The following is a 12725-nucleotide window of genomic DNA, read 5'->3' as shown; positions in this document are numbered from 1 at the left end:
TGCTCAGCGGCGTACGACGCCCGCGTCCTCGGAGTACTCGCCGAGGACGGCGACGCTCATGGCGGCCGCCGCGAAGACCTTCACGGCGCGCAGGACGCCGCCGACGCGGTGGGGGGAGTGCTGGGAGGCGGTGGCGGTGGCGCCGCTAGGGCGGCCGCCCTGGATCGGGGTGAAGGTTGCGGTGCTCATGGATCCATGGTGCGTTTTCCGCCGGTCCCGCACATCGGTCTGGAGAGCCAACCTCACCGGCCCCGGCCTCCTCCTCACGTCCCATGGCTTCCCCTAGTGGCTCTGCCGAAGGTCTGACGCCCGTTCCACGAGCAGGTCGACGGGGGCGCGGCGTCAGGGACGGCCGGTCTGCGCGGCGGCCTCCTCCAGGTCGGCGACGGTCCCCGACATGATCGTCCGCACGTGCCGGGTGATGTGCGACAGGGGCCAGTCCCACCAGGCCACGGCGAGGAGCCGGACGACGTCCGCGGCGTCGTAGCGGGTGCGGATGAGCCGGGCCGGGTTGCCGCCGACGATGCCGTAGTCGGGGACGTCGCCGGTGACCACGGCTCCGGCGGCGATGATCGCGCCGTGGCCGATGCGGACACCGGGCATGACCGTGGCGCCGTGGCCGAACCAGACGTCGTTGCCGACGACCGTGTCGCCCCGGCCGGGCAGGCCGGTGATGAGGTCGAAGTGCTCCGCCCAGGAGCCCCCCATGGTGGGGAACGGAAAGGTGGAGGGGCCGTCCATGCGGTGGTTGGCGCCGTTCATGATGAACCGGGTGCCCGTGCCCAGCGCGCAGTACTTGCCGATGACGAGCCGCTCGGGACCGTAGTGGTAGAGGACGTTGCGCGTCTCGAACGCGGTCGGGTCGTCCGGATCGTCGTAGTAGGAGAAGTCACCGACCTCGATCAGCGGGGACTTCACCAGGGGCTTGAGCAGAACCACGCGCGGATGCCCGGGCATCGGGTGGAGCACGGTGGGGTCGGCGGGAACGGGCGGCATGGTGGAGGCGGTTCCTCTCTGGTGGACCTGGGGCGTGGTGGACCTGGGACGTGGTGGACCTGGGCCGTCATCCTGGTGTGTGCCGGCGTTTGTTGTCGTCAACTGCTGTGCGCGGATCCCACGTTCGAGGGGCTGACCGCTTCTGGCTCGGTGGAACGCCCCGTCGCCACGGAGCCTTCCGCGGCCCTGGACCTCGCCGACCACAGCCCGGTGAACACGGCGGTGGCCAGTGTGACGGCGCCGGCCGCGACGAAGGCGCTGTTGAGGCCGGTCTCGAAGGAGGCGCCGCCGGACTGCCGGGTGCGGACGACGGCTCCGAGTACCGCCACGCCGAGCACCGCGCCGATCTGCCGGGTGGTGCTGCTGATGCCTGAGGCGAGGCCGCCCTCCTGCGGGCTGACCGCTTGGATGGCCGCTCCCGTCAGTGGGGACATGGTCAGGGCGAAGCCGGCGCCGACGGCTCCCAGCCGCCACCACACGTTCCCGTAGCCGGTGTCGGCGTGCACCGTACCGAGCGCCAGCAGTCCCAGGCCGGCCAGGACCAGGCCGCCGGTGACCACGATGCGGAAGCCGTACCGGGCGGCGAGCCGGCCCGCGTACGGGCTGACGATCACCATGGCGAGGGATACCGGCAGGGTCTGCAGGCCGGCGCGCAGGATCGAGCTGCCCTGGACGTACACGAAGAACTGGGAGAAGAAGAACGACGAACCCATGAGCGCGAACCCCACCACGACCATGGCGGTGTTGGACACGGTGAACAGGCGCTGCCGGAACAGCCGCAGCGGCAGCATCGGGGCGGAGCGACGCGCTTCGACGGCGACGAAGGCGGCGAGCAGGACCACCGCGGCGGCGAAGCCGCCCAGGATCACCGGCGACGTCCAGCCGCGGGCACCACCCTCGATCAGTGCGTAGGTCAGCACCCCCACCCCCAGAACGGACAGCACCGTCCCCGGGACGTCGATCGCGGGGGCGCCCGGATTGCGGGCCTCTTCAAGGGTGCGCAGACCGACCAGCAGAAGGACCACGCCGATCGGCAGGTTCACCAGGAAGATGGCGGGCCAGCCGAAGGCGTCCGTCAGCACGCCGCCGGCCACGGGGCCTGCGGCCAGGCCGATTCCGCTGAATCCGGCCCACAGCCCGATCGCCTTCACCCGTTCCTGCGGCACGGGATGCGCGGCGGCGAGCAGGGCGAGCGAGGCGGGGCTCAGCGCCGCGGCCCCGATGCCCTGCAGCACCCGGCCGGCGACCAGCCAGCCGAGCGAGGGCGCGAGGCTGCACACCAGCGACGCGGCGGTGAACACCGCCACGCCGCTCAGGTACACCCGCTTGCGGCCGAACCGGTCGGCGAAGACACCGCCGGACAGCAGCAGCATGGCGACCAGCAGTACGTACGCGTCGACGATCCATTGCAGTCCGGTCAGTTGAGTGTGCAGCCGGTGCTGCATATCGGGCAGTGCCGCCCCGACGATCGTGTTGTCGAGCAGGACCATGAACTGGCCCAGGCAGGTCACCGTGAGCAGCACGGCCCGGTTCGATCGACTGCCTACGGTCACATGCGGTGCCGCCATGGGATCCCCCTCGATCGTCGATTGCGCTCTAACGCAGTCCCTGACTGCGTTAGGTGACTGTAGGAGAGATCGCCACACAAACGCAAGTGGTAACTGCGTTAAGGTGGGAGCATGGACGATCAACAGCGAGCCCGGCGGCCCGGCGGGCGCAGCGCCCGCGTCGGCGCACAGGTACACCAGGCCGTCACCGAACTGATCAGCGCGCGCGGCTACGGCAACTTCACCGTCGGCGAGGTCGCGGCCCGCGCAGGCGTGGCCGACAGCAGCATCTACCGCCGGTGGGGCAACCTGGAGACCCTGCTCACCGACGTGGCGCTCACCCGCCTCAACGCGCAGTCGCCGATGCCCGACACCGGGAGCCTCGCCGGCGACCTGCGCACTTACGCGGCCCAAGTGGCGCGCGAGATCACCGGATCCGACGGTCCGGCGGTGCTGCACCTGGCCGTCGCCCTGTCGAGCAGCGGTCAGCAGGGCCTGCAGGCCGGTGCCGAACTCCGCGCCGAACGCACCCGCCAGCTGCAGGCCATGCTCGATCGCGCCCGCGACCGCGGCGAGGACGCACCCGACGCGCTCGACGTCCTGGACCACATCCTGGCCCCGATGTACATCCGCGTCCTGTTCGGCATGGTGCCGCTCACCCCCGACTACATCGACGGGCTGGTCGACCGGTTGCTGTGACCTCGGCCCGGGTCCCGCGATCAGCCGCCGGACGCGGCGGCGGAGCGGCGTGCGAAGAGGACTGCGCGGTGGGTGGGGGGGTGCGGGACACCCCGGGACCTCCGTGCCGTAAATCCATTCACGAAATCCGTTCGCGAAATCCATTCGCTCCCGCCCGCGCCCGCTGACTAGAATCTCCGCTCTTGCCGCCTCCCGCCGCCGTACCGGGGAGAGCCGCCCACCGGCCGGAAACCGGTGGGTTTCTGTTCCGCACCCGTCCCGCTGGAGGCAGTTCCGTGCCCGCGCACGCCCCCGACACCACGCCCGACGCCGCAGCGCCCGCCCCCGCCGAAACCGCCGGCGGCGCCGACACCGCCGCCCTCCTCGGCCGCGAGCGGGCGCACCTGGCCGCGTCCCGGGCCGCCCTGCGCGCGATGCGCGAGGACGTCGAGGCCCTCGACATCCGCGACGTCACCGCGAACTGGGTCAACGCCGTCGTCCTCCAGGCCCAGATCGACGAGCGCATCAAGGCCCTCGCCGACCTCGCGCACACCCCGCTGTTCTTCGGCCGCCTCGACTACCTCCACGCCCCGGGCGCCGACCTCGCCGAGGGCGCGGCGGGCGAGCAGTTCTACATCGGCCGCCGCCACGTCCACGACGCCGACGGCGACCCCATGGTCATCGACTGGCGCGCGCCCGTCTCCCAGCCCTTCTACCGCGCCTCCAAGGCCGACCCGCAGGACATCGCCCTGCGCCGCCGCTTCGGTTACACCGCCGGCGACCTCACCGCCTACGAGGACGAACACCTCTCCGACCCGGCCGAGGCCGCCACCACCAGCAGGCTGCTCCAGCAGGAGATCGAGCGCCCCCGCGTCGGCCCGATGCGCGACATCGTCGCGACGATCCAGCCCGAGCAGGACGAGATCGTCCGCTCCGGCCTGTCCGGCTCGGTCTGCGTCCAGGGCGGCCCCGGCACCGGGAAGACGGCCGTCGGCCTGCACCGTGTCGCGTACCTGCTGTACGCGCACCGCGAGCGGCTGGCCCGCACCGGCACGCTCGTCATCGGGCCGAACCGTTCCTTCCTGCACTACATCGAGCAGGTCCTGCCGGCCCTGGGCGAGCTGGAGGTCCAGCAGGCCACGGTGGACGACCTCGTCGCCCGCCCCGGCCTGGAGGTGCGCGGCACGGACGCCGCCGAGACCGCCGTGGTCAAGGGCGACGCCCGGATGGCGGAAGTGCTGCGCCGCGCGGTCCGCGCGCACGTCACCCTGCCCGCCGAACCGCTGATGGTGGTCCGCGGTTCGCGCCGCTGGCGGGTGCCGGCGTACGAGCTGGAGGAGATCGTCACCGAGCTCCAGAACCGTGACATCCGCTACGGCGCGGCCCGCGACGCGCTGCCGCAGCGGATCGCGCACGCCGTCCTCGTCCGCATGGAGCAGGCGGGCGAGGCCCCGGACGACCGGGTGCAGGACGCGGTGGCCCGCAACGCGGCGGTGAAGGCGGCGGTCAAGGCGATCTGGCCGGCGGTCGAACCGGCGAAGCTGGTCCTGCGCCTCCTGTCCGACCCGGAGTTCCTGGCGGAGCACGCCGAGGGCGTCCTCACGGACGAGGAGCAGAAACTGCTGCTGTGGCCGAAGCCGTTCCGGAGCGTGAAGTCGGCGAAGTGGTCGGCGGCCGACCTGGTCCTCGTCGACGAGGCCGCCGACCTGGTGGAGCGGACGCACTCGCTCGGGCACGTCGTCCTCGACGAGGCGCAGGACCTGTCCCCGATGCAGTACCGGGCGGTGGGGCGGCGCTGCACGACGGGCTCGGCGACGGTACTGGGCGACCTCGCGCAGGGCACGACCCCGTGGGCCACGCGCAGTTGGACCGAGGCGCTGGCGCACCTGGGGAAGCCGGGGGCGGTGCTGGAGGAGCTGACGGCGGGCTTCCGCGTGCCGCGCGAGGTGATCGCGTACGCGTCGCGGCTGCTGCCGTCGATCGCGCCGGGGCTGGCTGAGGTCTCGTCGGTGCGCGAGACCCCGGGGTCGCTGACGGTGTCCGCCTCGGAGGACCTGACGGGTGACGTGATCGCCGCGTGCCGCGCCTTCCTCGCCCACGAGGGGTCGGTCGGGCTGATCGCGGCCGACGCACGGATCCCGCTGCTGGGGGAGGCGCTGCTGGCGGCGGGGATGCCGTACCTGGCGCCGGGCGAGGAGACGACGGCCCAGTCGCGCCTGACGCTCGTCCCGGCGTCGCTCGCGAAGGGCCTGGAGTACGACTACGTCGTCCTGGACGAGCCGGCGGCAATCGTGGACGGCGAACCGGACGAACGAACGGGCCTGCGCCGCCTGTACGTCTGCCTCACCCGAGCCGTCTCAGCCCTCACAACCCTCCACACGGCCCCCCTGCCGGCGGCCCTGGCGTAGCCGGGCCGGGGCCGGCCCCCTCACCCCGCGCCTCGACTCCTCCGGCCACCGCCGGGAAGGGCCCCGGGCGGGGACGCGCAATGCCGCTGTCCCGGGCGGGGCCGCGCAATGCCGCTGGAGCGGGCGCGCAGCGCACCGGGGGGTCCGGGCGGAGTCCGGGGAACGGGGAAGGGCGGGGCGGGGAGCGGCACCGCGCAGCGGGCCCCCCGCAGCCGCTACCCCAGGGCGGCCCGCCACTGCGCGACGGCCGCCGCGGAGACCGGCCGGTCCCACCCGGAGGGACGGGCCGCGCCGCCGATGTGGAAGCCGTCGATGCCCGCCTCCCTCAGCACCGGCACGTGCGCCAGCGTCAGCCCGCCGCCCACCAGCAGCCGCGCCCCGTACCCCGGCTCGCCCCGCCGCGCGGCCTCCGCCAGGAGGACCGGCAGCCCCTCGGGGACCCCGGCCGCCGAGCCGGCCGTCAGGTACGTGTCCAGCCCCGGCAGGTCGGCCAGCGCCTTGCGCAGCCCGTCCCGGTCCGCCGCGCGGTCGATCGCGCGGTGGAAGGTCCAGCGGCAGCCGTCGATCTCCGCCAGGACCTCCTCGACGGCCGCCAGGTCGGGGCTGCCGTCCGGGTGCAGGAACCCGAGGACGAACTCCTCCGCCCCCTCCGCCCGCAACTCCCGCGCCGCCCTGGCCAGCCCGGCGACGTCACCCGCCGCGAACCCGTCCGTCAGACGGAGCATCACGCGCAGCGGGATGTCGACCGAGGAGCGGATCGCCGCGAAGGTCTCGCGCGACGGGGTGAGCCCGTCGGCGGCCATGTCGGTGACCAGTTCGAGTCGGTCCGCCCCACCCGCCTGGGCGGCGACCGCGTCCTCCGCGTCGAGGGCGATCACCTCCAGGAGCGCACGGTTGCTCATGTGATCCCATCCTTCGGAACATAGGGAAAATAGGTCTAGTCCAATATCAAGGGTACGGTCCCCGGCCCACCCACCACCAGCACGATCGCGCCACCCGCACAATGTCCGCATGGACACCCACACGGGCGCCGACACGGACACCCACACGGACGCACTCCGCCGCCGCTGGGCCGCCACCGCCGCCGCGGCGGGCGCCGACCAGGACCCCGCCCCCTACGCGGACCGCCTCCTCGCCGCCTGGGCGGAGCCGCAGCGCCGCTACCACACCACCACCCACCTGGCCGACGTCCTCGCGCGCGTCGACGTGCTCGCCGGGCACGCCGCCGACCCCACCGCCGTCGAGCTCGCCGCCTGGTTCCACGACGCCGTCTACCGGCCCGACCGCTCCGAGAACGAGGAGCGCAGCGCCGCCCTCGCCGAGCGCGCCCTCCCCGAGCTCGGCGTCGACGCCGCCCGCACCGCCGAGGTGGCCCGCCTGGTCCGGCTCACCGTCACCCACGACCCGGCCCCCGGCGACACCAACGGCGAGGCCCTCTGCGACGCCGACCTCGCCGTCCTCGCCGGCGACCCCGACGCGTACGCCGCCTACGCCACCGCCGTCCGCGCCGAGTACGCCTTCGTCCCGGACGAGGCCTTCCGCACCGGCCGCGCCGCCGTCCTGCGCCAGCTCCTCGGCCTGCCCCGCCTCTACCGCACCCCGCACGGCGCCGCCCACTGGGAGGCCCCCGCCCGCCGCAACCTCGCCGCCGAACTCGCCACCCTGACCCCGTGACCTGACACACCCCACACCCCGCCGGGAATGCGCCCCGCTTCCTTCCGGTTCGTGAGAAGCATGCCCGCAGCCTCAACGAACGCCCCGTCCCGCATGCCCGTGGCCGTATACGTCCTCGGCCTGTCCGTCTTCGCCCTCGGCACCAGCGAGTTCATGCTGTCCGGGCTCCTGCCGCCCATCGCCGAGGACATGGGCGTCTCCATCCCGCAGGCGGGCCTGCTCATATCCGCCTTCGCGATCGGCATGGTCGTCGGGGCGCCGCTGCTGGCCGTCGCCACCCTTCGCCTCCCGCGCCGCACCACCCTCATCACGCTCATCAGCCTCTTCGGCCTCGGCCAGGTCGCGGGCGCACTGGCCCCCTCCTACGGGTTCCTCTTCGCCTCCCGCATCGTCTCGGCCTTCGCCTGCGCCGGGTTCTGGGCCGTCGGCGCGGCCGTCGCCATCGCCATGGTCGGCAAGGACCAGCGCGCCCGCGCCATGTCCGTCATGATCGGCGGCCTCTCCATCGCCAACGTCCTCGGCGTCCCCGCCGGCGCCTTCCTCGGCGAGCAGCTCGGCTGGCGTTCCGCGTTCTGGTCCGTCGGCGCCGCCTCCGCCATCGCCCTCGCCGGCATCCTGGCGCTCATCCCGAAGATCCCGCTGCCCGCCGAGAGGCCCCGCCTGCGCCGCGAGCTGAGCATCTACGCCGACCGCCAGGTCTGGCTCGCCGTCGCCGTCACCGCCCTCGCCGCCGGCGGCGTGTTCTGCGCCTTCAGCTACCTGTCACCGCTGCTCACGGAGGTGGCCGGACTGGACTCGGCATGGGTGCCGTGGGTCCTGGCCCTCTTCGGCGTCGGCGCGCTGGCCGGCACCACCGTCGGCGGACGCATCGCGGACGGCCGCCTCTTCGCGGTGATGCTCTGGGGCATCACCGCCTCCACCGCCTTCCTCGCGGCCCTCGCCCTGCTGGCCTCGGTCCAGGTGGCGGCCGTCGCGCTGTCCTTCCTCCTCGGCGTCTCGGCGTTCTTCACCGCCCCCGCCCTCAACGCCCGCATGTTCAACGTCGCCGGCGCCGCCCCCACCCTGGCCGGCGCGACCACCACCGCCGCGTTCAACCTCGGCAACACCGGCGGCCCCTGGCTCGGCGGCACGGTCATCGACGCGGGCTACGGCTACCCCGCCACCGCCTGGGCGGGCGCGGCGATGACCGTCACGGCGATCGCCCTGACCCTCGTGGCCCTGCGCGTGGACCGCCGTACGGGGGTCGGTGCGACCCGGGTGGTCAACGGTTCGGGCGCCGCCCCGGCCCCGGCCGAAACGGAACCGGCCGGCCGGTAGCGGGGGCCGCCTACGCCACCGGCCGCCCCTTGGGCCTCCGCAGGCCCGCCTCCGTCAGGCGGCGGACGAGTTCCTTGCTGCCTATCTCCAACGCCCCCGCCGCCACCGCGTCCGCGTACCGGTGCGACGGCACGTCGTAGTGGTCCCGTTCGAAGGCGCGCGGCGGGCAGCCGATCGACGCCGCGAAGGCGTGCAGCTCCTCGAACGAGACGTCGCTGACCATGTGCGACCACAGGCGGCCGTGCCCCGGCCACACCGGCGGGTCGATGTACACCGTCACCGGCGGCTCACCGGCCCGGGTGGAAGACGGGGCCGAGACCGCCCACCGCCGCCACCTTCACACCGGCCTCCGAGCACACCCAGTGCGGATCGGGCCCAAGCTCCGGCTCCACGTCCAGCGCGTGCGGCTCCCCGTGCTCGCACACCGGGCACAGCGGCCAGCGCCCGTACTTCTCCAGCAGGGCGTCCTTCACGTCCTGCGCGACGAGTCCGGCAAGGTAGGCGACCCCCTCCGGCCACTGCTCCACCCACCAGCGGCGGTGCGTGACCGAGTCCTCGACGAGGGAGACGACGTCGGCATCGGCGACCTCACCGGCGGCGAGGTCGGCGAGAACCAGTGCGCGGGCGACATGCAGCGCCTGTTCCAGGGGGGTCGCGTGGTCCATGGGCTCATTTTGACCCCTCACCGCCCCAAAAGGGGAGGGGATCCCTCCCGCACCCGGCCCGGCGCCCCGCCGACCGGTCCCCGCCGGTGCACCATGGCTCCCACCGGACCGCCCTGGCCGCCGCGCCCCGCCCGCAGGAGCCCCGCCCATGACCGCCCACGCCGAGACCGCCCACGCCGACCTCCGCGCCCAGCTCGACACCCTCACCACCGAGGCCTTCCGCCCCGAGCTGGCCGAGATCGACCGGCTGCCGACCCTGGAGATCGCCCGGCTGATGAACGCCGAGGACGCCACCGTCCCGGCCGCCGTCGCCGCGCAGCTGGAGCCGATCGCCGCCGCCGTCGACGCGATCGCCGAGCGGATGGCCCGCGGCGGCCGGCTCGTCTACGCGGGCGCGGGGACCGCCGGCCGGCTCGGCGTCCTGGACGCCAGCGAGTGCCCGCCCACCTTCAACACCGACCCGGCGCAGGTCGTCGGCCTGATCGCGGGCGGCCCCGGCGCCATGACCAAGGCCGTCGAGGGCGCCGAGGACTCCCGGGAACTGGCCGCCGACGACCTCACCGCCCTCGCCCTGACCGCCGACGACACCGTCGTCGGCGTCTCCGCCTCTGGCCGCACCCCCTACGCGATCGGCGCCGTCGAGTTCGCCCGCACGCGCGGCGCGCTCACCGTCGGGCTGTCCTGCAACGCCGGCTCCGCCCTCGCCGCGGCCGCCGACCACGGCATCGAGGTCGTCGTGGGCCCCGAGCTGCTCACCGGCTCCACCCGGCTGAAGGCGGGCACGGCACAGAAACTCGTCCTGAACCTGCTCTCGACGGTGACGATGATCCGCCTCGGCAAGACGTACGGGAACCTGATGGTCGACGTCCGCGCCACCAACGAGAAGCTGCGCGCCCGCTCGCGCCGCATCGTCGCCCTGGCCACCGGCGCACCCGACGCGGAGATCGAGGCCGCGCTGACCGCCACCGGCGGCGAGGTCAAGAACGCGATCCTCGTCCTCCTCGGCGGGGTGGACGCCCCCACCGCCGCCGGCCTGCTCACCGCCGCGCACGGCCACCTCCGCGAGGCACTCGCCGCCGTCCGCTGACCCTCCGGCTCCCCCACAGCAAGGCGACGCACCCATGACCACTGACAAGAACCGCGCCACCGCCGCCGCGATCCTGCCCCTGGTCGGCGGCCCGGACAACATCGGCTCCGTCGCGCACTGCATGACCCGCCTGCGGATCGGCCTGCACGACCGCTCCCTCGTCGACGGCCCGGGGCTCAGGGCCGTACCCGGGGTGCTGGGCGTGGTCGAGGACGACGAGACGTACCAGATCGTGCTCGGCCCGGGCGCGGTCGCCCGGGTCACCTCGGAGTTCGAGGCCCTGGTCGCCGAAGGGCGCACACCGCCGGCGCCGGTCACCGCCGACGCGCTGGCCGCCCGGGGCGCGGCCCTGAAGGAGGCCCGCACGGCGCGCAACGCCACCCCCTTCAAGCAGTTCCTGCGGCGCGTCGCGAACGTCTTCGTCCCGCTGATCCCCGCCCTCATCGGCTGCGGGATCATCGCGGGCCTCGGCGGGCTCCTCGCCAACCTCGGCTGGGCCTCGGCCCTGGTCCCGGCCCTGGCGGCGATCGGCTCGGGGTTCATGGCCCTGATCGCCGTGTTCGTCGGCCACAACACCGCCAAGGAGTTCGGCGGTACGCCCGTACTCGGCGGGGCCGTCGCGGCGGTGATCGTCTTCCCCGGCGTCGCGAAGACCGACGCCTTCGGGCAGCACCTCTCCCCCGGCCAGGGCGGGGTCCTGGGCGCCCTCGCCGCCGCCCTCCTGGCGGTCCGCGTGGAAAGGTGGTGCCGCCGCCGGGTCCCCCAGGCCCTGGACGTACTGGTCACCCCCACCCTCACGGTGCTCGTCCCCGGCCTGGTCACCCTCTACGGCCTGATGTTCGTCGCGGGCGCGGTCTCCGCCGGCATCGGCACCTTCGCCGACCGCCTCCTCGCCACCGGCGGCGCCTTCGCCGGGCTGGTGCTGGGCGGCCTCTTCCTGCCCCTGGTGATGCTCGGCCTGCACCAGGCCCTGATCCCCATCCACACCACCCTCATCGAACAGTCCGGCTACACCGTCCTGCTGCCGATCCTCGCGATGGCGGGCGCCGGGCAGGTCGGCGCGGCCCTGGCCGTCTACGCCCGCCTGCCGCGCAACGCCTCGCTGCGCGCCACGATCCGCTCCGCGCTCCCGGCCGGTCTGCTGGGCGTCGGGGAGCCGCTGATCTACGGGGTCTCCCTGCCGCTGGGCCGCCCGTTCGTCACGGCCTGCGCCGGCGGCGCGGCCGGCGGGGCGTTCATCGGCCTGTTCAACCAGCTGGGCGTCGCCTTCGGTTCGACGGCCATCGGCCCCTCGGGCTGGGCCCTGTTCCCGCTGCTGAAGGGCACGTCCGGCACGGGCGCGACCCTCGCCGTCTACGCGGGCGGTCTGGTGGTCGGCTACCTGGCCGGCTTCGCGGCGACGTACTTCTTCGGCTTCACCCGCCGGATGCTCGACGAGCTCAACACCGACCCCGGCCCGCAGGCACCCCCCACCGCCCAGGCAAAGGAACCGGCGCTGGCCTGACCCCGCCTCCCGTGCACCGACGGCGGGCGGGGCCGGCCGCGCAGCGGGGGGGGAACGTTCTGAGGCTGACGGCGTGCGTCGCGGGGAGGGCACGCACACTCACACCATCGGGCTAACCGAACGTCTTCGGGCCATTGCGCTCTGGCATATGCCCCTAGCCTGTGCGGCATCCGCACCCGAACGGAGCCGCGTATGACGATTCAGTCGATCCGGAAGTGGGCCCACGGGGCAGCATGGTGTCGAGGAGGCGACACCATGACCCCCAGCTTCGCCGAGCACCCGCAGATGACGGTCGAGGAGTTCGAACAGATCGCCCGCACGGCGCCCGAGACGGTAACCCTTGAGTTCATCCAGGGAAAGCTTGAGGTCAAGCCCGTGCCTGACGGCGACCACGACGAGATCGTCATGTGGGTACTGCGGCACTGCATGCAGCAGCGCCCGGAACTGGCCCTGTACCCGGAACGGGGGCTGGCCGTCGAGAAGTACCGCTCGGGCCGGGCCCGGCCCGACGGCGTACTGGCGCCGGTCGGCACGTTCGCCGGTACGGGCGAGTGGGCCGATCCGACCGGCGTGCTGATGGTGCTGGAGGTGACCTCCCACGACGGTGACACCGACCGGCGAGACCGCAACGAGAAGCGGGACGGGTACGCGGCCGCCGGCATCCCCGTCTACCTCCTCATCGACCGCGACACCTGCGCGGTGACCGTCCACAGCGATCCCGGCACCGGCGCGTACCACCGGAGCGCCTCCTTCCCGTACGGGACCACCGTCAAGATCCCGGCCCCGGTCGGCATCACCCTCAACACCGAGTCCCTGAAGGACTTCGTCCGCTAGGGGCCTGTCTGACAA

General features: G+C 73.7%; 13 protein-coding genes. 7 read left to right on the top strand and 6 right to left on the bottom strand.

Annotated elements, in window-relative coordinates:
• Nucleotides 1–3 precede the first annotated feature (3 nt).
• The 3 genes from B4U46_RS19875 to B4U46_RS19865 form a co-directional block, all read right to left on the bottom strand.
• Nucleotides 4–189 carry a hypothetical protein gene (locus B4U46_RS19875; protein WP_079429073.1) on the bottom strand — a complete coding sequence of 62 codons (186 nt, stop codon included), beginning with the start codon at nucleotides 187–189 and terminating at the stop codon, nucleotides 4–6.
• A gap of 153 nt (nucleotides 190–342) precedes the next feature.
• On the bottom strand, nucleotides 343–996 hold the full coding sequence (locus tag B4U46_RS19870; protein WP_079429072.1) for a CatB-related O-acetyltransferase: 654 nt from the start codon (nucleotides 994–996) through the stop codon (nucleotides 343–345).
• A gap of 98 nt (nucleotides 997–1094) precedes the next feature.
• Nucleotides 1095–2564, bottom strand: coding sequence for an MFS transporter (locus B4U46_RS19865; RefSeq protein WP_079429071.1), 1470 nt, complete (start codon nucleotides 2562–2564; stop codon nucleotides 1095–1097).
• A 111-nt stretch (nucleotides 2565–2675) separates the two neighbouring features.
• Here B4U46_RS19865 and B4U46_RS19860 point away from each other — a divergent pair, with 111 nt between their 5' ends.
• Both B4U46_RS19860 and B4U46_RS19855 read left to right on the top strand, forming a co-directional pair.
• Nucleotides 2676–3242 carry a TetR/AcrR family transcriptional regulator gene (locus B4U46_RS19860; protein ID WP_079429070.1) on the top strand — a complete coding sequence of 189 codons (567 nt, stop codon included), beginning with the start codon at nucleotides 2676–2678 and terminating at the stop codon, nucleotides 3240–3242.
• A 275-nt stretch (nucleotides 3243–3517) separates the two neighbouring features.
• Entirely contained in the window at nucleotides 3518–5629 is a 2112-nt protein-coding gene (locus B4U46_RS19855; protein ID WP_079429069.1) for a HelD family protein, read from the top strand.
• Between the two features lie 215 nt (nucleotides 5630–5844).
• On the opposite strand, the gene B4U46_RS19850 is transcribed toward B4U46_RS19855, so the two are convergent.
• Nucleotides 5845–6531 (bottom strand): copper homeostasis protein CutC, encoded by a 687-nt coding sequence (locus B4U46_RS19850; RefSeq protein WP_079429068.1) that lies wholly within the window; start codon nucleotides 6529–6531, stop codon nucleotides 5845–5847.
• A gap of 109 nt (nucleotides 6532–6640) precedes the next feature.
• Between B4U46_RS19850 and B4U46_RS19845 the strand changes: the two genes are divergently transcribed.
• Nucleotides 6641–7303 (top strand): hypothetical protein, encoded by a 663-nt coding sequence (locus B4U46_RS19845; protein ID WP_079429067.1) that lies wholly within the window; start codon nucleotides 6641–6643, stop codon nucleotides 7301–7303.
• A gap of 93 nt (nucleotides 7304–7396) precedes the next feature.
• Nucleotides 7397–8620, top strand: a complete 1224-nt coding sequence (locus B4U46_RS19840; RefSeq protein WP_079429066.1) for a Cmx/CmrA family chloramphenicol efflux MFS transporter — start codon at nucleotides 7397–7399, stop codon at nucleotides 8618–8620.
• A 10-nt stretch (nucleotides 8621–8630) separates the two neighbouring features.
• Here B4U46_RS19840 and B4U46_RS19835 read toward each other — a convergent pair whose 3' ends face one another.
• Both B4U46_RS19835 and B4U46_RS19830 read right to left on the bottom strand, forming a co-directional pair.
• Nucleotides 8631–8900, bottom strand: a complete 270-nt coding sequence (locus B4U46_RS19835) for a DUF4031 domain-containing protein (RefSeq protein WP_079429065.1) — start codon at nucleotides 8898–8900, stop codon at nucleotides 8631–8633.
• Between the two features lie 7 nt (nucleotides 8901–8907).
• On the bottom strand, nucleotides 8908–9285 hold the full coding sequence (locus tag B4U46_RS19830) for a hypothetical protein (RefSeq protein WP_079429064.1): 378 nt from the start codon (nucleotides 9283–9285) through the stop codon (nucleotides 8908–8910).
• Between the two features lie 148 nt (nucleotides 9286–9433).
• On the opposite strand from B4U46_RS19830, the gene murQ reads away from it, so the two are divergent.
• From murQ to B4U46_RS19815, 3 genes are all read left to right on the top strand, one after another.
• Nucleotides 9434–10372: an N-acetylmuramic acid 6-phosphate etherase gene (gene murQ, locus B4U46_RS19825; protein ID WP_079429063.1), complete on the top strand. Its 939-nt coding sequence runs from the start codon at nucleotides 9434–9436 to the stop codon at nucleotides 10370–10372.
• A 34-nt stretch (nucleotides 10373–10406) separates the two neighbouring features.
• Nucleotides 10407–11876 (top strand): PTS transporter subunit EIIC, encoded by a 1470-nt coding sequence (locus B4U46_RS19820; RefSeq protein ID WP_079429062.1) that lies wholly within the window; start codon nucleotides 10407–10409, stop codon nucleotides 11874–11876.
• 255 nt (nucleotides 11877–12131) lie between these two features.
• Nucleotides 12132–12710, top strand: coding sequence for a Uma2 family endonuclease (locus tag B4U46_RS19815; protein ID WP_079429061.1), 579 nt, complete (start codon nucleotides 12132–12134; stop codon nucleotides 12708–12710).
• Nucleotides 12711–12725 lie beyond the last annotated feature (15 nt).

Origin of the sequence: Streptomyces katrae (assembly GCF_002028425.1) — a bacterium.
GTDB classification, from domain to species: domain Bacteria; phylum Actinomycetota; class Actinomycetes; order Streptomycetales; family Streptomycetaceae; genus Streptomyces; species Streptomyces katrae_A.
The sequence above is the reverse complement of the archived record's forward strand: the minus strand, read 5'-3'. Positions and strand labels throughout refer to the sequence as shown.